This window comes from Mobilicoccus caccae (genome assembly GCF_030161635.1).
GTDB lineage: Bacteria > Actinomycetota > Actinomycetes > Actinomycetales > Dermatophilaceae > Mobilicoccus > Mobilicoccus caccae.
In genome coordinates, this window is the sequence record NZ_BSUO01000001.1 from 3,463,025 (window position 1) to 3,482,072 (window position 19,048).

At 71.8% G+C, this 19,048-nt stretch carries 21 protein-coding genes; 12 read left to right on the top strand and 9 right to left on the bottom strand.

The window, feature by feature from the left end; translation table 11 throughout:
* Positions 1–3: 3 nt before the first annotated feature.
* The 3 genes from QQK49_RS16970 to QQK49_RS16980 all read right to left on the bottom strand — a co-directional run bounded on the left by QQK49_RS16970 (position 4) and on the right by QQK49_RS16980 (position 1,955).
* Complete coding sequence (locus QQK49_RS16970; RefSeq protein WP_284304974.1) at positions 4–594, bottom strand: TIGR01440 family protein; 591 nt, start codon at positions 592–594, stop codon at positions 4–6.
* Positions 595–699: 105 nt separating this feature from the next.
* Positions 700–1,650 carry an ornithine cyclodeaminase family protein gene (locus QQK49_RS16975; protein WP_284304975.1) on the bottom strand — a complete coding sequence of 317 codons (951 nt, stop codon included), beginning with the start codon at positions 1,648–1,650 and terminating at the stop codon, positions 700–702.
* Positions 1,647–1,955, bottom strand: coding sequence for an MFS transporter (locus tag QQK49_RS16980; protein ID WP_284304976.1), 309 nt, complete (start codon positions 1,953–1,955; stop codon positions 1,647–1,649). Before QQK49_RS16980 ends, QQK49_RS16975 begins: the two co-directional genes overlap by 4 nt.
* Before the next feature lie 114 nt (positions 1,956–2,069).
* Between QQK49_RS16980 and QQK49_RS16985 the strand changes: the two genes are divergently transcribed.
* From QQK49_RS16985 to QQK49_RS17005, 5 genes are all read left to right on the top strand, one after another.
* Positions 2,070–2,513 (top strand): hypothetical protein, encoded by a 444-nt coding sequence (locus tag QQK49_RS16985; protein WP_284304977.1) that lies wholly within the window; start codon positions 2,070–2,072, stop codon positions 2,511–2,513.
* Positions 2,510–2,809 carry a winged helix-turn-helix domain-containing protein gene (locus tag QQK49_RS16990; RefSeq protein WP_284304978.1) on the top strand — a complete coding sequence of 100 codons (300 nt, stop codon included), beginning with the start codon at positions 2,510–2,512 and terminating at the stop codon, positions 2,807–2,809. Before QQK49_RS16985 ends, QQK49_RS16990 begins: the two co-directional genes overlap by 4 nt.
* 72 nt (positions 2,810–2,881) lie before the next feature.
* On the top strand, positions 2,882–3,727 hold the full coding sequence (locus tag QQK49_RS16995; protein WP_284304979.1) for an HAD-IIA family hydrolase: 846 nt from the start codon (positions 2,882–2,884) through the stop codon (positions 3,725–3,727).
* A 70-nt stretch (positions 3,728–3,797) separates the two neighbouring features.
* Positions 3,798–4,574, top strand: coding sequence for an NAD-dependent epimerase/dehydratase family protein (locus QQK49_RS17000; protein ID WP_284304980.1), 777 nt, complete (start codon positions 3,798–3,800; stop codon positions 4,572–4,574).
* Between the two features lie 67 nt (positions 4,575–4,641).
* Complete coding sequence (locus tag QQK49_RS17005; protein WP_284304981.1) at positions 4,642–5,979, top strand: YihY/virulence factor BrkB family protein; 1,338 nt, start codon at positions 4,642–4,644, stop codon at positions 5,977–5,979.
* On the opposite strand, the gene QQK49_RS17010 is transcribed toward QQK49_RS17005, so the two are convergent.
* The 3 genes from QQK49_RS17010 to QQK49_RS17020 all read right to left on the bottom strand — a co-directional run bounded on the left by QQK49_RS17010 (position 5,957) and on the right by QQK49_RS17020 (position 8,313).
* Positions 5,957–7,213, bottom strand: a complete 1,257-nt coding sequence (locus QQK49_RS17010) for an O-antigen ligase family protein (protein WP_284304982.1) — start codon at positions 7,211–7,213, stop codon at positions 5,957–5,959. The two genes, QQK49_RS17005 and QQK49_RS17010, sit on opposite strands and share 23 nt — an antisense overlap.
* Before the next feature lie 102 nt (positions 7,214–7,315).
* On the bottom strand, positions 7,316–7,777 hold the full coding sequence (locus QQK49_RS17015) for an SRPBCC family protein (protein ID WP_284304983.1): 462 nt from the start codon (positions 7,775–7,777) through the stop codon (positions 7,316–7,318).
* Between the two features lie 77 nt (positions 7,778–7,854).
* Positions 7,855–8,313 carry a DUF1810 domain-containing protein gene (locus QQK49_RS17020; protein WP_284304985.1) on the bottom strand — a complete coding sequence of 153 codons (459 nt, stop codon included), beginning with the start codon at positions 8,311–8,313 and terminating at the stop codon, positions 7,855–7,857.
* A gap of 102 nt (positions 8,314–8,415) precedes the next feature.
* On the opposite strand from QQK49_RS17020, the gene QQK49_RS17025 reads away from it, so the two are divergent.
* The 5 genes from QQK49_RS17025 to QQK49_RS17045 all read left to right on the top strand — a co-directional run bounded on the left by QQK49_RS17025 (position 8,416) and on the right by QQK49_RS17045 (position 13,414).
* Entirely contained in the window at positions 8,416–9,486 is a 1,071-nt protein-coding gene (locus QQK49_RS17025) for an ADP-ribosylglycohydrolase family protein (protein ID WP_284304986.1), read from the top strand.
* A gap of 152 nt (positions 9,487–9,638) precedes the next feature.
* Positions 9,639–10,808, top strand: coding sequence for a hypothetical protein (locus tag QQK49_RS17030; protein ID WP_284304987.1), 1,170 nt, complete (start codon positions 9,639–9,641; stop codon positions 10,806–10,808).
* A 16-nt stretch (positions 10,809–10,824) separates the two neighbouring features.
* A complete protein-coding gene (locus QQK49_RS17035) occupies positions 10,825–11,067 on the top strand; it encodes a hypothetical protein (RefSeq protein WP_284304988.1) in 243 nt (80 codons plus the stop codon).
* Positions 11,064–11,852: a hypothetical protein gene (locus QQK49_RS17040; RefSeq protein ID WP_284304989.1), complete on the top strand. Its 789-nt coding sequence runs from the start codon at positions 11,064–11,066 to the stop codon at positions 11,850–11,852. The genes QQK49_RS17035 and QQK49_RS17040 overlap by 4 nt, the downstream gene beginning before the upstream one ends.
* Complete coding sequence (locus tag QQK49_RS17045) at positions 11,768–13,414, top strand: hypothetical protein (RefSeq protein ID WP_284304990.1); 1,647 nt, start codon at positions 11,768–11,770, stop codon at positions 13,412–13,414. The genes QQK49_RS17040 and QQK49_RS17045 overlap by 85 nt, the downstream gene beginning before the upstream one ends.
* On the opposite strand, the gene QQK49_RS17050 is transcribed toward QQK49_RS17045, so the two are convergent.
* Together QQK49_RS17050 and QQK49_RS17055 are read right to left on the bottom strand one after the other, a co-directional pair.
* Complete coding sequence (locus tag QQK49_RS17050) at positions 13,360–14,136, bottom strand: carbon-nitrogen hydrolase family protein (protein ID WP_284304991.1); 777 nt, start codon at positions 14,134–14,136, stop codon at positions 13,360–13,362. The two genes, QQK49_RS17045 and QQK49_RS17050, sit on opposite strands and share 55 nt — an antisense overlap.
* 90 nt (positions 14,137–14,226) lie before the next feature.
* Positions 14,227–14,820 carry a helix-turn-helix domain-containing protein gene (locus QQK49_RS17055; RefSeq protein ID WP_284304992.1) on the bottom strand — a complete coding sequence of 198 codons (594 nt, stop codon included), beginning with the start codon at positions 14,818–14,820 and terminating at the stop codon, positions 14,227–14,229.
* Between the two features lie 115 nt (positions 14,821–14,935).
* Here QQK49_RS17055 and QQK49_RS17060 point away from each other — a divergent pair, with 115 nt between their 5' ends.
* The gene (locus QQK49_RS17060) at positions 14,936–16,060 is read left to right on the top strand and encodes an aminotransferase (RefSeq protein WP_284304993.1); all 1,125 of its coding nucleotides are present in this window, start codon (positions 14,936–14,938) and stop codon (positions 16,058–16,060) included.
* Between the two features lie 41 nt (positions 16,061–16,101).
* Positions 16,102–17,133, top strand: a complete 1,032-nt coding sequence (locus QQK49_RS17065; protein WP_284304994.1) for an MsnO8 family LLM class oxidoreductase — start codon at positions 16,102–16,104, stop codon at positions 17,131–17,133.
* 249 nt (positions 17,134–17,382) lie between these two features.
* Here the strand turns inward: QQK49_RS17065 and QQK49_RS17070 are convergent, their stop codons facing one another.
* Positions 17,383–19,014, bottom strand: a complete 1,632-nt coding sequence (locus QQK49_RS17070; RefSeq protein ID WP_284304995.1) for an HNH endonuclease signature motif containing protein — start codon at positions 19,012–19,014, stop codon at positions 17,383–17,385.
* Positions 19,015–19,048 lie beyond the last annotated feature (34 nt).

Below are 19,048 nucleotides of genomic sequence, written 5' to 3' on the forward strand. Positions count from 1 at the left end.
ACGTCAGAGGCGGTAGGTCGCGCGCTCCCCGCCGATGAGCTTGGGCCGACTGCGCAGCGCGGTGACCCTGGCGGCTCCGACCTCGCGGGTCGGCAGCCGCAGGGGCACCTGGACGAACCGCACGTGCATGCCGACCTCGGTGTCGCCGATGTCGAGCCCGGCGTCGGCGACGACGTGCTCGACCATGACCGGGTCCTCGTTCTGCACGAACGCCGCCCGGCAGGCGGCCCCGCCGGCGGTGAGGGCCGGGACGACACCGACGATCTCCAGGCGCTCACGCTGGGCGTACTCACGGTCGACGACGAGCGCCCGGTTGATGTGCTCGCACCCCTGGACGGCGAGGTATACGCCCTTCTCGGCGACGACGGGCCGGATGCCGGCGATGACCGCCTCTCCGACCTCCGTGCTGCCGTCCTTGCCGATGCGCCCACCGCGGACCTCGCTACTGCTGCATCCGAGGACGACGAGCCCACCGGCCGGCACCGAGGCCAGGTCGAGGAGCTCACGCATCGCCTCGCCCGCGTGGCGTGACACCTCCGCCAGGGACGGCTCGGACGAGGACACCACCGGACCGGATTCGTGATTCGACGACATCCCGAACACCTCCACAACCCCACCTCGGACAGTAGGTGACGACGAAACCGTAGCGCGTGCGGTGCTGTCTCGGACATCTCCGGCTGTCTGAGGTGAGGGGCGGGGTCAGGGGTGGGCGGCGCCTTCGGCGATGACGAGGTCCTCCCAGGACATGCCGACCGTCTTGAAGACGTTGGGTCGGTCGTCGGCGCGGGTGACCTCGTCGCGGACCAGGTCGCGCAACGGGACGAGATCGGACTCGGCCAGCGCACCCTCCGCGATCGCCATGACGACGTCGCCGGCCTCGCGCAGCGCGGTGGCGATGTCCTCCACGACGACGAGCGCACGGCCCATGAGCTGCGCGTCGAGTTCGCGACGGTCCGTCTCGTGCGACCCGACGGCGACGACGGCCGCACCGTCGGCCACCCAGGCACCGTCGATCACCGGCTCGGCGGCCGAGGTGACACAGACGACGACCTGCGCCTCGCGCACGACCGCCTCGAGGTCGGCGCGTCCCACGACGACGTCGACCTCGATCTCCGCCCCGGCCTCCCGCGCCTGCGCGGCGATGCGCTCCGCGGCCCCGGCGACCCGCTCCTGGTCGCGACCGGCGACCGTGAGGCGCCGGACGTCGCGGATCGCCAGCAGCGCCTCCGCGTGGGTGACCGCCTGGGGCCCGTTGCCGACGATGACGGCCGAGGTCACCTCTGCCGGCGCCAACCGGTCCAGCCCGAGCGCGCTGACCGCGGGGGTGCGCAGCGCGGTCAGCGACGTGCCGTCCATGAGCACCGAGGGGGTGAGCGTCTCGGCGTCCATGAGCACGTAGAGCGCCTGGATGCGCTCGAGGCCACGCGCCGGGTTGTCGGGGGCGACCGAGGCCACCTTGACCCCCGCCGCGGTCGCGGTCGTCGAGGGCATGACGAGCAGTTGTCCGTGCTCGGTCCTCGGCGCCGCCCGAGGCGGGTCACCGGCGGGGTCGAACCCGTCGAGGATCGCCTGTTCGAGCAGTCGGCGGGCGCGGTCGGGAGAGACCCGCTCGCGCACCTCTTCCCCACCGATCCATGTCGGGGCACTCATGCGCTGACTCCTTCGCGTGCGGCCTCCCGGCGCGCGGTACGGCCCGACACCCACACGGCGACGAACGACAGCACCCCGAGCCCGAGGAGGTAGAGGGGGATGGGCCACCAGTGTCCACCGGTCACCTCGACCATGGTCTCGGCGACCATCGGCGCCGTGCCCGAGAACACCGCCGCACCCACCTGATAGCCCAGCGTGATGCCGGTGTAGCGGATCTTGGCGGTGAACGTCTCGGACATGAACGTGCCCAGCGTCGCGGTGACCGGCGACCAGGCCAGACCCAACGCCAGCGCGCAGCCGACCATGCGCTGCTCGCGACGTGACGGACGCTTGCTCGCGGCAACTACTTGCCATGGTGGAAAGTCGTTGCTAGTTTCAATGTTGTTCCCACCCAGAGAAGCACCTCGAAGGAGCCCACCATGAACGACGACACCCGCCACGGCATCACCGCCCAGGAGGCGCAGGCCGCGCTCGACCAGGCCTCCTCCACCCGCGTCACCACCGCGAAGGACCTGCGCACCCTCGCCCGCGTCACCGTCGGTGTCGGCGTCGCGATGGCGCTCGTCCTCCTGCTCATCCGCGCTGCCGGTGACAACCCGGCCGTCTTCGTCATCGGCATGGGCGTCTACGGCGCGGCGCTCGCCGTGCTGATGTGGCGCAGTTCGAGGATCGGTTCCGCGCCGCGGGGATTCGGCAAGCGCTACGCCGCCGGCATCGTCGGCACGACGGCCGCGTACGGCATCGGCGTCGCGCTGATCGCGGGGCGAGAGCCTGCGTGGGCGCTCGTCATCGCCCTCGCCGTGCTCGTCGTCATCCCCGCCGTCCTCGCGGCGCGCTCGATCACGAAGCTGGCCACGAAGTGACTCTCGAACACGCCCGGCACCGGCTCGACGACGTCATCCACGCACCCGTCCGGTTCAGCATCGTGGCCGCCCTCGCCTCGGTCGACCAGGCCGACTTCGCCTCTGTGCGTGACACGGTCGAGGTCAGCGACTCGGTCCTGTCGAAGCAGGCCACCGCCTTGGAACAGGCCGGGTACGTCAAGATCAAGAAGGGCTACGTCGGCAAGCGGCCCCGCACGTGGCTGTCCCTGACCAAGGAGGGACGCGCGGCGTTCGACAACCATCTCGCCGCCCTCCGCGAGATCGCCGGCGCCTGAGCGCCACGACCTGCCGCACCGCGAAACCCGAGGTCGATGACAGGCCAGGCCCCGCAGCGGGAGAATCGGGGCATGGCGATCTCTCCTCCCCCGCAGAACGCGGCCTTCATCGATGCCTGGCTCACCGACATGGACGGCGTGCTCGTCCACGAAGAGGACCCGATCCCCGGCGCCGCGGAGTTCATCGAGGCGCTCAAGCGTGAGGGACTCCGGTTCCAGGTCCTCACCAACAACTCGATCTACACGCCGCGGGATCTGCGGGCCCGCCTGCTGGGCAGCGGGATCGACGTGCCGGAGGACGCGATCTGGACCTCGGCCCTGGCCACCGCGCGGTTCCTCGCCGACCAACGTCCGGACGGATCCGCCTACGTCATCGGCGAGGCGGGGCTGACGACCGCGCTGTACGAGGCGGGGTACACGATGACCTCCCGCGACCCGGACTACGTCGTGCTCGGCGAGACGCGCACGTACTCGTTCGAGGCGATCACGCGGGCCATCCGGCTCATCGAGGGCGGCGCCCGGTTCATCGCCACCAACCCCGACGTGTCGGGGCCCTCCCCGGAGGGCAAGCTGCCCGCCACCGGCAGTGTCGCGGCCCTCATCACGGCCGCGACCGGGCGCACGCCGTACTACGTCGGCAAGCCGAACCCGCTGATGATGCGCACGGCCCTCAACCGCATCGAGGCGCACTCCGAGCACACCGTGATGATCGGCGACCGCATGGACACCGACGTCATCAGCGGACTCGAGGTCGGGATGCGCACCATCCTCGTCCTCACCGGCTCCACCCGCCCCGACCAGGTCGAACACTTTCCCTACCGCCCGACCCGGATCGCCGACTCCATCGCCGACGTCGTCGACCTCGTCCGCGAGCGCGCCCCCGGGCCCCACGGCGCCATCACGGTGAACGACGCCTGACCGCGCCGCGGATGATGCTGCGGCGCGGGGTCACGATGCGCCGTGCGGTGAGTCACGCGAGGATGGAGGCATGGCTCAGCGACGCATCCTCATCACCGGCGCGACGGGCGGCATCGGACTCCTGCTCTCGGAGCGCCTGGCCGACGACTACGAGATCGTGCAGCACGGTCGCACTCCCAAGAACGAGGAGCAGGAGCGGGTACTCCGCAAGGCCGATCTCGAGCAGTACTCCGAGGTCCTCCCCCTGATGGAGGGGGTCGACACGGTGATCCACCTCGCCGGCGCCGCCTCCCCCGAATCCGAGTGGGACGCGGTTCTCTCGGCCAACATCGTCGGCTACCGCAACGTGCTCGAGGCCGCGCGCGAGGCGGGTGTGCGCCGGGTCGTGTACGCCTCGTCCAACCACGCCGTCGGCATGTACGACCGGCTCGAGGAGTGGCCCGTCTACCCCCACCACCTGCCGCGGGCCGACTCGTTCTACGGCGTCTCCAAGGCGTTCGGTGAGATCCTCGGCCGCTTCTACCACGACGAATACGGCATCGACGTGATCTCCCTGCGCATCGGGTGGGTGGCGCCGGACCCGCTGCCCGCCGACATCGAGTTGCTCAAGGCCATGTGGCTGAGCGAGGACGACGCCGAGCGTGCCTTCCGCCGCGCCGTCGAGGCCGACGTCCGCTACGGCGTGTACTACACCGTCTCCGACAACCCCGATCGACGCTGGGACATGACGAACACCATGCTCGAGCTCGGCTACCGGCCGCAGGACTCCTGGGTGAAGCGGGCCGGCGGCGAGCACGTCGTCGAGGGTGGCGAGCCGACCCCGGACGACTGGCCCAAGGGTTCCTGACGACGCGCCGAGGCCGGGGCACCCCCTCATCGCGCGCTCGACGCCACCTCCTGGATAGCTTTGGGTCATGCCGACCGCCAACAGCGACACCGCATCCCGAGAGTCATCAGCGCCCACGCCCCACGGGGACCAGCACGCCTCCGGGCACCCCTCGTCAGGTGAGGAGGAGTCGACCCCGAAGAAGGCGGTCGGCACGGTGATGGAGTCGCGGCCGGTCCGGGCGTTCAAACGCTTCAGCAAGGCGCGGGGTGGACTGCTCGCGGGCGGCATCGCCTACAAGGCACTGTTCTCGATCGTGTCGGCCCTGACCATCGCCTGGACCGTGTTCATGGCGACCCTCGGTGGCGACCCGGCCCTGCGCAGTCAGGTCATCGACGCCGTGAACTCGACGCTGCCGGGCATCCTCGAGGACGGGTCGGGGCAGGGCATGATCGATCCGAACTCCCTGGTGATGGACACGGCGTTCAACCCCGCCTCGATCGGCGCGGCGCTCGTGTTGCTGTGGGCCTCCATCGGGTTGATGTCGAACATCCGCACCACCGTGCAGGCGATGTTCGGCATCATCGCCCCGGCCGAGAACTTCGCCCTCGCCAAGCTGCGCGACCTGTTCGGCTTCATCGCGATGGCGCTCGGCATCGTGCTCTCGGCCCTGCTCGGCACGGCGGCCAGCACGCTCGGCGGCGCTGTGCTCGACGTCATCGGGCTCGGGGACAACCCCGTCGTCGGGTTCCTCCTGCGAGGCCTCGGTCTGCTCGTCGCCGCCGCCGTCGCGGCCCTGACGTTCGCGTTCCTCTTCCGGGTCACCGCCGCCGTGCGCCCACCGGCCAAGGACTTGTGGCTCGGCTCGTTCATCGGCGGCGTCGCGGTGCAGATCGTCCTGTTCCTCGGCACCTCGATCGTCTCGTCGGTGAGCGACAACCCGCTGCTCGCGGCGTCGGCCTCGCTCGCCACCCTGCTGCTGTTCGTCAACCTGCTCGCCCAGGTCCTCATGATCGTGTCGGCGTTCACCGCCAACCCGCCCTCCCCGGAGACCCCCGAGTACCCCGAGGAGGTCCACTTCAAGGAGACCCCCAACTACGTCACGATGTCCGACGAGGAGACGTTGGACTGGAAGTTCCAGGACGTCACCGGCCAGATCGACGTCGACGAGACGCTGCGCCCCGGCTACCGCAAGCCGAAGTCGCGGGACCGGCGTCCGCTCGACCTCGACGTGCGTCCCGACGGTCAGCCCGTGGGCCCGGTCCTCCTCGGCCCCCTCGCGCAGCGCCGTCTGCGCCGACGCGTGCGGAACCTCGAGAACAAGGTCGTCGAGCTGCGTGCGCGCCTGGGTCAGCGGCCCCGTATCGCCGCGGCCGAGGAGAGCTACTGGAACAAGCGCGGCGTCAAGGGCGACTTCCGACGCTGAGCGCGGTGGCGCCGCGGCTGCCCTGCCTGCTCTCGGCGTCGCGGAAGACCTCCAGGCTCCTGCGGTGGTGCACGCCCTGCCCGGCTGCCATGGCCAGGCCGAGCACCAGCCACGCGGCGTACCCGTTGCGGACGGCGTTGACGGGGTTGTCGACCAGGCAGAAGACCGCGAAGGCGGCCAGCGCGCACCCGAGGGCGATGCCGGCGGCGGACGCGCGCCGCGCCGCGCGGATCACGTGGACCGCGCCGAGCACGGTGAGGCCGACCACCGCCACCAGCCCGAGGGGCCCGGCGGCGAGCAGCATGTCGAGCCACAGGTTGTGGGCGTGGCGGAACGCCTCGTCGCCGGGCACGGTCGCGGCCAGCAGATCGCCGGTGCGCCCGACGCCGACACCGAACGGGTACCGGCGCACCAGGTCGGCGGCGGCGCTCCAGACGTCCGCGCGAACCCCCACGCCCACGCCCGCCAGGACTGCGATCCCGGCCGCCGCGAGCACGCCGGCCGCCGCGATACCCGCTCCCACGAGACGGGGTGTCGTCGGACGCCGCAGCACGAGGAACGCCGCCGCCATCGCCACGAGCGCGAGCAGACCTGCCCGTGAGCCGACGCCCACCACCCCGACGCCGACGACGAGGTAGCCGACTGCGCGGGAGTGACGTTGGGTGTGCCCTGCCGCGTAGGCGGCGGCCAGGGGGATGAGCAGCACGAGGAACGCGGCGAGCAGGTTGGGGTTGCCGAAGGTGCCCAGCGCACGGAAGACGACGCCGGGGTTGCCACAGGAGTCGGCGCTGCCGTCGAGGGCGCCGCGGCAGAAGCCGGTGGGAATACCGTTGACGGTCTGCCGGATTCCGGTGAGCGCGGCGGTGGCGACCGCCGCGGTCGCCGTGAGCGAGATGGCCCGCCACGACTCCGGGCTGCTGCGCAGCACACCCGCGGCGAGGTAGGCGACGCCGACACAGGTCAGCAGCCCCCGCCACTCCGACCACCCGCCGTAGACGTGGGCGGGGACGGCGGCGGCGGCCAGCAGCAGCACCACGCACAGGTCGAAGAGGCGACGCCACGCGAACGTCGAGCGATCCACGCGGCGGACCGTCGCCGCGAGCGCCACGAGCCCGATGAGGACCACGAGGCGCACGGGCGTGAGGACCCAGAACAGCGGGGTGTCCGGAAGCACGTCGGCGACGGCGTGCAGCATGACGAGCGCGAGCGCGAGAAGCGCGACGAGGGAGGCCATTGCTCCGTTGTCCCGCGCCGCGGTGTCCGTGGTCCGGACACGGGATGAACCGCGGGTGCGCGTTGCCCGACGTGTGGGGATCGACCGTGGGTGTCGCGCGGGTCAGCGCGCTTCGGCGGCCTTCGCGATGTCGTCGAGGTCCGACTCCATGCTCTTGCGCGCCGCCGCATTGCCTACGGGCGCCATGACCTTGGCCGCCAGCTTCTTGAAGGTGCCGGTCTCCTCGGCGGGCTCGCCGGTGAACGTCATGGTCAGGCGGGTGCCGGGGTGCGTGGCCTCGAGCTTGAACGTCGTCACGTAGTGCGCGTCGTCGGCGGCGGATTCGATGCGGGTGAAGCCCAGCGCCTCGACCTCGGTGACCGTCATCTCCTGGGTGGATTCGCGGCCGAGCATGCTGCGCGTCTCACGCCAGCGGGTGCCCACGCGGTAGGGCCCGTCGGTCAGCGTCTCCACGGCCGAGACGTCCTCCAGGATCTCGGCTGCGGCCTCGACGTCGGTGAGGACGGCCCAGACCTTCGTGGGCTCGGCGGCGATGTCGCGGGTCAGGGTCAGCTCGTTGCTCATGCCCTGAACCCTAGGAGACCGCCGCCGAACGCGCTTTCCGAGTACCGAGACCGGCAGCACTCAGGGGAGTGCGGCGGTCAGAGGCGCCGGAGGGTCTCCGGGTCGCGCTCGCCGCCGTAGAGGGTGTCCAGCACACGGGCGAACGCGGCACTCGCGTCCGAATCGGCTTCACGCGCGTCGGGATTCCCGTCCGCGTCGGTCGCTGCGGCCTCGAACAACGTCATCGAGCTGCGCAGCTTCATCGCGTCGATGCCGCCCATGAGTGCGCTCGCGTCGGACACACCCGAGTCGAGGACCGCGCGTGTGGCCTCCAGCAGACGCGGCCCGAGCACGTCGTGAGCGAGGTAGGCCCGCGCCTCCGCCAGACCGGAGATCGCGTACCGCTGCGCCATCGGACTCCGACCCAGGCCGGTGACCTGCGGAAACACGAACCACATCCAGTGGCTCGACTTGCGACCACGCCGCAGTTCGGCGAGCGCCGTGTCGTACGTGCCGTCCGCCTGCGCGGTGACGAACCGGTCGAGGTCGTGGCTCATGTGTACATCCTGCCCGCTGCGCGTCCGTCGCCGGCACGAATCCCGCTGCGCACTCGGCACAATGAAGGTGGGGGCGAGGAGTTCGGTGATGAGAGGGCGCAGATGATCGAGCACGACTACACGCGCGATCAGGTCGTCGGGTGCCTGCTCGCCGGAGCCGTGGGAGATGCGCTCGGCGCACGTGCAGTCGACGACCGAGAGAATCACGCCGACCACGACGACACCGCCCCGGCAGCGACTTTCGGACGCACAGGCCCCGTCACCGACGCCACCCGGATGACGGTGTTCACCGCCGAGGGCCTGATCCGGGCCGCGGTCCGCAAACGCGAGCGCGGCATCTGCCACCCGCCGACCGTCCTGCACCACGCCTACCTGCGCTGGTTCGCCACCCGGGGTTCGGCCGGCGTCGCCAGCCCCCATCTGGCCGAGCTCGACGGCTGGATCGTCGGAGTGCCCGAGCTGTGGCGTACGGGCGACCCCGACGACCCCGGCCTCACCGCGCTGCGGACCGGGCGCATGGGCAGCACCGACGGCCCGATCAACGACGCACCGGGGTACGGCGCTCTCGTGCGGGCCGCCCCCGCCGGCATCCTCGCGGCGCGCAGACGGTTCGAACTCGGCTGTGAGTTCGCGGCGATCACCCACGGTCACCCGAGCGGGATCTACCCCGCAGGCGCACTGGCCGTGATCGTCGGTGCCCTCGTCGACGGCGCCGACCTCACCTCGGCACTCGACCGCGCCGAGGGCGAGTTGCGCGAACCGCCCCGCGCCGCAACCACGCTCACCGCCCTGCGCGCGGGCCGCTCGCTGGGCACCGCGGGCATCCCCACGCCGGACGACCTCGCCTCGCTCGGCAGCGGTGACACCGGCCATGAGGTGCTGGCGATCGCGGTGGCCTGCGCGGTCGGCGGATACGACCGGCCGGGCGCGGCGCTGAGGGCCTCGGTCGACCATCCGGGGGCGCGCGCCGCGGCCGGCTCGGTGTGCGGCAACATCCTCGGCGCCGCGCACGGCACCCGCTGGCTCCTGCCGACGTGGCTGGAGGAGTTGGAACTGCGCGAGGTCGTCGCCCGCCTGGCCGAGGACTGCCACCGCGCCTGCCGCATCGGCGTCCCGACCGAGGTCGACGGCACGGTCACCGCCGACTGGCTGCGCCGCTACCCCGGCTGGTGACGACGGGGCGACTGTCCCCCCCCCCCCACCGCTGGAACCCCTGCAACACCGTTCTGCGACAGCGGAGTTCCTCAGGGACTCCCCCTCCGGGCCGATTCGGACCGGAGTAGGGGGCGGAGGCGGAAGGGGTGGATGTGGACGAGGACGTCGCCGTGGACCGTGCCGTCCGCCTGTTCCAGTTCCTCGCCCGCAGCCGGCAGCGCCCGGGCGCGGGTCCGGCAGCGGTCGGACCGTGGCTCTCGGAGATCCCCGACCACCCCGCCATCCACCTGGCCGGACGCGAGTTGCCGGTCGACGGAACCACCCTGGTGACGATCGACCACGTCGACGAGACGGAACGACCGGCCGCTCCCGAGGAGCTGACCCCCTGGATCAGCGGCGACCTCGACCGACCGGGCGCACGACTGCGCCTGCGGGCCAAGGCCGACCTTGAGGCAGGCCGCAACGGCGGCACGGTCACCGCACGCCTCTCGGACCGCCCTGACCTGCGCGCCACGTGGGAGGCCTGGCACCCGCAGTGGGTGCGGTGGAGCGAGACCGAGCAGCGCGACGCCCCCGCCCGAGCTCTGTACGACCGGCTGGCGACTCTGCTGGACTCGGCGATCGGGGGTCGTGAACTCTCACTCGGTCTCGGCCTGCTCACCTGGGCTCACGCGGGCGAGGCGTTCTGCGCGCACGTGTTCACCGTGCCCGTCACGGGTGGGATCGACGAGCTCGGCCGGCTGTGGATCGACGCCTGTCGTCACACCCGAGGTCTGCGCGCCGACATCTCGGCGCTCGAGGCCGCGCACGGCCTGGATCGTCGCGCGGCCCGGTCCATCCACGAGGCGGCGCGGGCGGCGGGCGGCGCGGTCCTCGAACGGTCCCGGATCGAAGTGCCGGGCCGGCTGCTGTTGGAGGCTCTCGACCCGTCGGGCCGCTACGACGACCGCACGCCACGCCCGAAGCCGGAACGCCACCCGGTCCTGTCGTGGGCACCCGCGCTGCTCCTCCGCGAGCGCCCCGACGAGACGGTCATGCTGTCCCGTCGGCTCGCCGACGACATCGCGAGCACCGGCCGCGTGCCCTCCGGCCTGCTGCCCCTGCTCGACCGGGATCACCGCATCCCACCCGTCACCGCACCCGGCGCCCTCACCCCGTTGGAGGGTGACGCCCTGTGCCCGTTCCCCCTCACCCCCGGCAACGGCAGGTCGTCGAGCACGTCGACGTCCACGCGCAGACCGTCGTCCGAGCGCCGCGCGAGGCGCGGAGCGCCACCATCGCCGCGCTCGTCAGCCACCTCCTGGCCCAGGGCCGGCGCGTCCTGCTCACCTCCCCCGTGAGGAGACGCTCACGGGGGTGGCCGACAGCCTCCCGGCGCAGCTCAGGCCCCTCGCGCTGTGCACCGTCGACCGTCGGGGCGATGATCGGGCCCTGGGCGTCGACGCCGCTGTCGACACCGTCACCCGCATGTTCGGTGAGCACGATCGCGACGGCGCGGCGCGGCAGATCGCCCGGCTCGAGGACGAGATCGACACCCTCCGCCGAGAACGCCGCGCGCTGCTCGACCGGGCGGTCGAGAGTCGACGGAGGAGACCGTGACGACGACCCACCGCGGTCGCCTCGGAACCCTGGCGGAGTTCGCCCGGAAATACCGCGCCGAGGCCGGTGAGTCCTGGCCCTCGGACTTCGCCACCCCGAGTCCCGAGGCTCCCGCACCCGTCGACGCCGGTCACCTGCTGCGCCTGCACGCGCTGGTCACCGACCCCGACCTGGACCGGCTCTCCGCCGGTTTCCGTGGCCACCACCCGGACCGCACGGGCTTGCCGACCCCACGCGAGTTCGCCCGTCTGGTCGAGGAGTTCGACGTCGCGGCCCGTCGGGTCCGCGAGCGGTCCGAGGTGGCCGACTCCCCCGACGTCCGTGCTCTCGAAGCGGCGGACGGCGCCGAGCTGAGGCGCCTGCGCACCGCACTCGCCGAGCTGCGCGCGATCCACGCGGAGGCCGCTCGGTTTCCCGGCGGCTGGATGGAGCGGGCCCTGACCGACCTCCGCACGGGACGGTCGCGGCGGTGGATCGCCCTGTCGCGGTCGATCGACGAACTGCTCGCCCTCGCCGTCGACCAGGTGGAGGACATCGGAGGCGAGGTGACCGCGTTGGCCGAGGTCGACGCCGTGCCCGCCCGCGCGCGCTACCTGCACGACCACCTCGAGGAGGCGGGCCCGCTGGTCCTCGACCGGTTCGGCAACCCCCGCCTCGGCGTCACCGTCCCCCGCCCCTGCTGGCCGCGCTGCCCCTGGTCATGTACCTGCGCGTCGACGGGATGCCGCCGACCTCCACCGAGCACATGGGTGTGCTACTCCGCCACGTGGCCGCCGGAGAGGTGATCGACGACCTCGACGCCGCCTGGCCCGACGGCACGGTGATCCCCCTCGAGGCCGACCCGCGCACGCGCCTGACCTGGCACATCGAGCAGCTCCGCCTGCTGCTGCGGGTCTTGGAGCTCCCCGACCTCGTCGCCTCCGTCGGCGGTCATCTCGCCGACCTGGGCGTGAGCACACCCGGCTGGGTCGACGACGCGGTGGTGCAGCGCCTGTCCACCCTCGTCGAGGCCGTGGACGCGCAGGCCGAGGCGAAGCGGGCGGGGACGCCGCTCACCGATCTCGTCCTGCGTCTGCGCGAGGACGTCCGCCCGGTCTCCCCCGACGCCCATCGAGCGCTGGGCACCGCGGTGGCCGGCCTCGACGTCATCGGGTACGCGGCGGCCTGGGCCGAACTCGACGAGTTGCATGCGCGCGCCGAGGAGTTGGCCGAACTCGACGCGCTGTCGGTTCCGGTGACCGAGCATCTGCCCGGCCTGGTGGATGCGCTGCGCGTCACGGACGACGGCCCGCTCTGGCGTGAGCGACTGACCCGCTTCGAGGCCGCGTGGGACCGGTGTTGTACCGATACATGGTTACGCGCCCGGACGGCCGATGCGCCCGGTCCGCTGGCGGCCGAGATCGCGCGGGTGGAGGAGGAGATCGCCGGGCAGGTCGAGCAGGTGGCGTCGCTGCGGGCGTGGAGTCATGCGGTCGTGCCCGAGCGGCTGCCGGCCTCGATGCGGGTGGATCTCGCCCTGCATTCCCACCTGCTGCGTCGCCTCGGTGAGTCCGGCGGGTCGGGGCGCCAGCGTGCGGAGCTCGCCCGGGTGCGTGACCGGTGCCGGCGAGCGGTCCCCGCGTGGTTCGTCCCCCTGCACCGCCTGACCGACCAGGTCGAGGTGACCCCCGACGTCTTCGACGTCGTCATCGTCGACGACGCCTCGCTCGTGGGGTCGGAGTTCACGTTCCTGCGGGTGCTGGCCCCGCGCATCGTGCTGATCGGCGAGGAGGGCAAGCTCCCCCACCGGCCGGCGGGCCCCGCCGATCGCCTGACCCGTCTCTCCGAGCGGTACCTGCACGACTGCCCGCACGCGTCCTCCTGGCGGGACCCCCGGCAGTCGCTGTTCGGCGATGCGCGGCTGCGCGGCGGTGGTCGGGCCGCGCTCGACGAGCGTGAGGCGGGTCGCGTCGAGCGTCGCAGAGTTCTGGGCCTCGCCGCCGAACGGCCGCCGGCGGCGATCTCCCGGTTCGTCTCCGACGTGCGCGACGACCTGCTCACCGGCGGGCACGAGGTGATCCTCGGCGTGGTCGTCCGCGGACTCCACCTCGATCTCGTCGTCGACGGGCCGTCGCCCGTGGCGCTCGTGTGCGAGGCGGGCACCTGGCACGGGCGGGAGGCCTACGAGCAGGACCTGTTCGTGCAGCGGGCGCTGGAACGCGACGGCTGGCGCATCCACCGGGTGCGGGAATCCGCCTACCTCCTGAGCCCCGAGGACGCGCTCGCGCCGGTGTGGGAGTGGCTCAGGACGACTCAGAGGATGGGCACGCGCGCGCGGACGGGCGCGACCTCGGCCGTGTCGATCTGAGCGGTCAGCACGCCCTGCTCGTGACCGAGTCGAGCGCGGACCCGGCCGAGTCCGTCGGTGAGGCAGGAGCGTCCGATGCCGAGCGGGTCGGCGCCCTGGGGCGGCCGCCACGCCTGTCCGGCGGCGAGGAGGAACGCCTGCGCGTCCATCGCCCGCGCGCGGGCCAGCACGTCCCACTGTTCAGCCTTGCCGGGCCCGTCGCCCCAACTGGCGGGGACGACGACGAGTTCGGCGCCGGCACGCCCCAGCGCGGTGAACTGGTCGGCGAACCGCAGGTCGTAGCAGGTGGCCAGGCCGACCTTGACTCCGCCGACCTCGGTGACGACGTGTTCGCTGCCCGGCGCCACGGTGTCGGACTCCTTGCTGCCGAACGCGTCGAACAGGTGGATCTTGCGGTAGGTGCACTCCCCGTCCGGGCCCGTGAGCAGGAGGGTGTTGTAGACGCGTCCGTCGTCGACCGGCTCGAACATGCCGACGACGAGGGTCACGCCCAGCCTCTGCGCGCACTGCCGCACACCGTCGGCGAACGGACCGTCGAGGGGTTGCGCGATCGAGGCGAGGTCGGTTCCGAAACACGCCATCGTGGCCTCGGGGAAGGCCACCAGCGTCGCGCCGGACCTCGCCGCCCGGCCGGCGTACTCCTCGAGCAGGGTGAGGTTGGCCTCGGGATCGGGGCCGCTGCCGATCTGCGCGGCGGCGATCGTCATCCAGGTGGCTGTCATGGGGACTCCTGTGTATCTGGGTGTGTCCACAGCATCTCGTGAATCTCATGCCACACCGGTGTGCCGCAGGGTCGGGTGTCGGCGCCCGGCTCACGCACCGAGGTGCACCACCCGCACGAACCGGGTCGGGACGGGGCCGGTGTTGGCGTAGGCGTAGCGGCGGTCGCTGGCCAGCCGGGCCGACCCGCCCGTCTCCACCGTCACGGGTGCCAGCCCGTCGACGTCCAGGGTGAGGGCTCCGTCGACGACCAGGAACAACTCCTCCGATCCCGCGGGGTCGGGGTCGGCCTGGTAGCGGTCGCCGGGCATGAGCGTCCATTCCCAGAGCTCGGCGGCCGGTTGTCGCCCGGTGGCGGCCTGGAGCACTCCGCTGCTGCCCGCCACGGAACTCCACACGCCCGCACCGGTGCCGGGGGCGTTCACGGCGAGCGCGCCGGGCCGGGTGTCGCGGGTGAGCGAGACGAAGTCGGTCGCGAGCGCGCCTGCGAGCTTGTCGACCGTCACGAGGCTGGGGTTGGCCTGGCCGAGTTCGATCTGCGTCAACATCCTGCGGCTCACCCCGGCCGCGTCCGCCAACTGCTGCACGGTCAGGGCGGCGTCCTTACGGCGCCGGCGGACCTCGGCACCCAGTCGCGCCAAGAACTCGACCGTGGGCCCCGACCGGGCTGTGACGTCGTCGGACATCCCTCTCCTGTGCCAGAGATCGAATGAGCACTATAGTGCGCATCGTGCGCACTGCGATTCATCGTACGCACCGAACGTGCCATGCCGACCGCCTGCCACACCGTGGAGCCGCCCCGTGAAGATCACCCCGTTCGCCGTCGAGCAGTGGATGAACGAGTACGAGACCCGCTGCGAGCACAACCTGGCCGAGACCTGCGTCGAGTCGCTCACCGTCGAGCACCTGCTGCGCCTGACCGGCGCCCGCGACTCACTCATGGAGCACCTCGCCCCTCTCACACTCACCTACGGCGCCATCGAGGGCAGCGACCGGCTGCGCGCCGCCGTGGCCGCCCTCTACGAGCACCAGGACATCGCCAACGTCCTCATCACCCATGGCGCGATCGGCGCGAACCATCTGGTCCATCACACGCTGGTCGAGCCGGGCGACCGGGTGGTCTCGGTGCTGCCCGCCTACCAGCAGCACTACTCCATCCCGGAGTCCATCGGCGCCGACGTGCGGATCGTCCGACTGCGCGAGGACACCGGCTGGCTTCCCGACCTCGACGACCTCGCCGCCCAGATCACCGACGGCACCAAGCTCGTCGTCCTCACCAACCCCAACAACCCCACCGGATCCCTGATGGACCGCGACGCCCTGCAGAAGGTCGTCGACCTCTGCGACGCCGCGGGCGCCTGGCTGCTGTGCGACGAGGTCTACCGCGGCATCGACCAGGCCGACCCCGGCACGACCGCGTCGGTCGCCGACCTCTACCCCCGCGCCATCAGCACCGGCAGCATGTCCAAGGCGTTCTCCGCGGCCGGACTCCGACTCGGATGGGTGGTGGCGTCCCCCGAACTCATCTCCGAGCTCACCATCCACCGGGACTACACCACGATCAGCGTCGGCATGATCGACGACCTGCTCGCCGCCCTCGCCCTCGAGCACGCCGACGCCGTCCTGGACCGCAGCCGGGCCATCGTTCGCGGCAATCACGCTATCCTGTCCGACTGGGTCGAGGGTCAACCCGGCATCGACTGGGTCGCGCCCCGCGGGGGCACCACCGCACTGTTGCGCTACGACCTGCCGCTGAGCTCGCGCGACCTCTGCGTCGACCTCCTGCGCGAGACCGGCGTCATGCTCACTCCGGGCAGCGCACTCGAGGTGGAGGGATACCTGCGCATCGGCTACGCCAACAACCCCGAGGTGCTCTCCCGCGGACTTCGACTGCTCGGTGAGTGCCTGGCGCGGCGCCGCGCGTAGGAGACTGCAGAGGCCACCCCGATCTCGAGGAGCGTCCTCCCGTGAAACTGTCCATCGTCGATCTGGCCACCGTCGCTCCGGGAACGACCGAGAAGGATGCGTTGGCCGATTCGCTGGAGACCACCCGGCACGCGGAGCGCCTGGGGTACCACCGGGTCTGGTTCGCCGAGCATCACCTGAGCCGTTCGGGGGCCTCGCACCATCCCGAACTGCTCATCGCGGCGGCGTCGATGGTCACCTCCCGCATCCGGCTGGGTTCGGGCGCCGTCCTCATGAACCACTACAGCCCGTTCAAGGTCGCCGAGCTGTACAAGCAGTTGGAGGCGATGGCGCCCGGTCGGATCGATCTGGGTATGGGACGCGCCACGGCCGGGCCGGTGCTCGATCTCGCGCTGCAGCAGAACCGGCAGAACCCGGCGAAGGTCGATCACCAGCAGCAGGTGCTGGAGACCCTCGCGTGGTTGTACGAGTCGTTTCCCGACGACCACCCGTTCGCCGGAAAGCCCCTGATGACGGATGTGCCCGAGGTGCCGCAGACGTGGCTGCTGGGGTCCAGTCCGAACGGGTCGAACCTCGCGGCGGGGCTCGGCATCGGCTACACGTTCGCCGCGTTCATCAACCCGGCGGGCGCCGCAGCCGCCCTGCGGCATTACCGCGAGACCTTCGAGCCCCAGGGGTTCGGCCTGGACTCCCCGCGGGCAATCCTCGCGGTCAACATCGCCGTCGGCGAGTCCAGCGCCGACGGCCTGCACCTGGCGAACTCGCCCAAGGGGTTCTACGCCCGACTCCGTCGCGCCGGTCGCGCCGCCGGATCGGTCATGGTGCCCTCCGCCGACGAGGCCGCGGCAGAGATGTCGGCGGCCGAGGACGAGCCGGTCACCATCGTCGACGGCCGATGGCCCCGGTTCGTCGCGGGCAGCCCGCAGGAGGTGCGCGCCACCCTGGAGCAGATGGTCGCCGAGAGCGGCGCCGATGAGGTCATGGTCCAGGACCTCATCGCCGATCCCGCCGACCGTCGCCGCTCCCACGAACTCCTCGCGCGGGAGTTCGGCCTCACGCCGCGGGAGGCGTGACCCGCGCAGCCCCGACGCGGGTGACGTGATGCTCAGCGATCTCGACGCGTTCGTGGTCGTGAGGGTGGGGTCAGAAGGGCGGCGGGCCGGGGTCTCGGCGCGTCCACGGTGCCGCGTCTGCGGCCGCGGCTGCCCTCGTGAGCCTGGAGGCGAGGGACTCGGCCGCCCCTGCACCCGCCGGCGAGTCCGTGAGACTTGCTGCGTCAGCGGATGACTCCGCGACCGCCGGGGCCACCGTGTCGACATCGGTCATGGCCGCAGCCTCGGCCGGCGTCTGGGGCCTGTGGCGCCGGCGTCCGCGAACCCGCAACGGGAGTGGCTCGGAAATCGCCGAGGCCGGTGTCCGGCCAAGGCCAGAAGCAGCGTGGTCGTCGCAGCCGCCGCAGCCTCCTTGCCGTCGTCGACGTCGCTGCCGTAGTCGTCATCATCATCGTCGTCGGGGTCGGCGTTCTCCATGGCGCGACTGGCGAGGTAGGCCCGCAGCGCGCGCCAGTTCTCGTCACGTGTGGGTGTCGGATCTCGATGGTCGAACGGGGTGGTGGTGTAGTTGCGTCCGGTGCCGGTGGTCCAGGTGATCGAGCCGTGTACCTCCGGTTCACGTCGGGAGGTCCATCTCTTGTGGGTCTTGTGGTTGTGCCCGCGGCGATGCTTGCTCGACGCGTTCGACTCGCTGGTGGGGCCGCCGTCGGCGTAGTCGATGTCGTGATCGGTGTCGCACAGCGCCGCCGGCCGGGTGCTCCCGGGGACCCGGGAGTGCCGATCCCGGGCGAAGACCCGTTCTCGCAGCTCACCGGTGATCGCATACCCCTGTCTGGTCACGTCGGCCATGTATCCCGTGGCCGGGTCGGTGACGATGCGACGCCACGTCGACCCAGCCCGGTACGCGATGTCGCGGACCATCCGCGCGGGGAGGTGGGTCTCTCGACCCGAGAGGACGATCGCACCCGGCTCGTTGCTCACCCCCAGCAGACTGGCCGCCGAGATGGTGACGTCGACCCGCGCCGGGGGCAGCTCACCGGCGAACGTGGCGTAGGCGGCGGTGGCTCCCTCCGGGAGGGAGTCGGCGAGCTGTCCGTGCTGCAGCAGGTCGAGAGCGATGTCGCTGCGCAGATGCGCCAACGAGCGGGAGTCACCCTCCTTGCGCAGCCGCCGGGCGATGGTCTCGACACGACCCGTCGCCGCCGCGATCCGAGCCGCATCACCGGTGACGGTGAGGTTGCCGTCGGCGTCCGGGGTGATCGCAGCCCACAGATCACGCCGGTCGATCGCCTCCCGATGGCGCTGCTTCGACGTCGTCGCGGCAGCCACGGCGCGCCCCAAGCGCCAAGAGAACACACCCTGCGGCACGGCGAGACCACCATCGTCACCGGGGTCGTCGTCGGCGGGGGCCTGCCAGGGCGCGAGGACCTGCTCGAGCACTCCGCGCATGCGGTGCGGATCGACCGCCGAGGTCTTGTCGTGCACCTGCAGCACCCGGCTCCACGAGAGCCGTCCCGCTGCGAGCGCCTCCCGCGTCCAGCGATGACGCTCGTCCTTGCGCGCCAGGTCGATGCGGGTCTGCACCGCGCGCTGCCCGAGCCCGGTGGCCAGGACGACCTCGTCCACGACGGCCTCGCGCGCGCCGACCCTGGCCAGCGACTGCGCCCGCGGCGACGCGTCTCCATCGAGGGCGGCCACCGCGTCGCGCTCACGGCGCCGACTCAGCTCGCCGACCACCGACACACTTCGTGCCGCCAACCAGGCGGTGATCCGCTCGATCGTCTCGACCTCACCCAGGAGTTCGTCGTCGCTCAGAAGCGCGAACACAGCGGTCGTCACGGGCTCGCCCACACCCCACTCGGCAGGCGCGATCAGCGCTGCGGGAGAGGATGCAGGGCACATGACAGGACTCTCCTTTCTGGCTGTTCAACACACT

Bases quoted from the DNA above. Each gene is read 5' to 3' on its own strand.
- QQK49_RS16970 (WP_284304974.1), bottom strand. From the start codon at position 594: ATGTCGTCGAATCACGAATCCGGTCCGGTGGTGTCCTCGTCCGAGCCG.
- QQK49_RS16975 (WP_284304975.1), bottom strand. From the start codon at position 1,650: ATGAGTGCCCCGACATGGATCGGTGGGGAAGAGGTGCGCGAGCGGGTC.
- QQK49_RS16980 (WP_284304976.1), bottom strand. From the start codon at position 1,955: ATGGTCGGCTGCGCGCTGGCGTTGGGTCTGGCCTGGTCGCCGGTCACC.
- QQK49_RS16985 (WP_284304977.1), top strand. From the start codon at position 2,070: ATGAACGACGACACCCGCCACGGCATCACCGCCCAGGAGGCGCAGGCC.
- QQK49_RS16995 (WP_284304979.1), top strand. From the start codon at position 2,882: ATGGCGATCTCTCCTCCCCCGCAGAACGCGGCCTTCATCGATGCCTGG.
- QQK49_RS17000 (WP_284304980.1), top strand. From the start codon at position 3,798: ATGGCTCAGCGACGCATCCTCATCACCGGCGCGACGGGCGGCATCGGA.
- QQK49_RS17005 (WP_284304981.1), top strand. From the start codon at position 4,642: ATGCCGACCGCCAACAGCGACACCGCATCCCGAGAGTCATCAGCGCCC.
- QQK49_RS17010 (WP_284304982.1), bottom strand. From the start codon at position 7,213: ATGGCCTCCCTCGTCGCGCTTCTCGCGCTCGCGCTCGTCATGCTGCAC.
- QQK49_RS17015 (WP_284304983.1), bottom strand. From the start codon at position 7,777: ATGAGCAACGAGCTGACCCTGACCCGCGACATCGCCGCCGAGCCCACG.
- QQK49_RS17020 (WP_284304985.1), bottom strand. From the start codon at position 8,313: ATGAGCCACGACCTCGACCGGTTCGTCACCGCGCAGGCGGACGGCACG.
- QQK49_RS17025 (WP_284304986.1), top strand. From the start codon at position 8,416: ATGATCGAGCACGACTACACGCGCGATCAGGTCGTCGGGTGCCTGCTC.
- QQK49_RS17045 (WP_284304990.1), top strand. From the start codon at position 11,768: ATGTACCTGCGCGTCGACGGGATGCCGCCGACCTCCACCGAGCACATG.
- QQK49_RS17050 (WP_284304991.1), bottom strand. From the start codon at position 14,136: ATGACAGCCACCTGGATGACGATCGCCGCCGCGCAGATCGGCAGCGGC.
- QQK49_RS17055 (WP_284304992.1), bottom strand. From the start codon at position 14,820: ATGTCCGACGACGTCACAGCCCGGTCGGGGCCCACGGTCGAGTTCTTG.
- QQK49_RS17070 (WP_284304995.1), bottom strand. From the start codon at position 19,014: ATGTGCCCTGCATCCTCTCCCGCAGCGCTGATCGCGCCTGCCGAGTGG.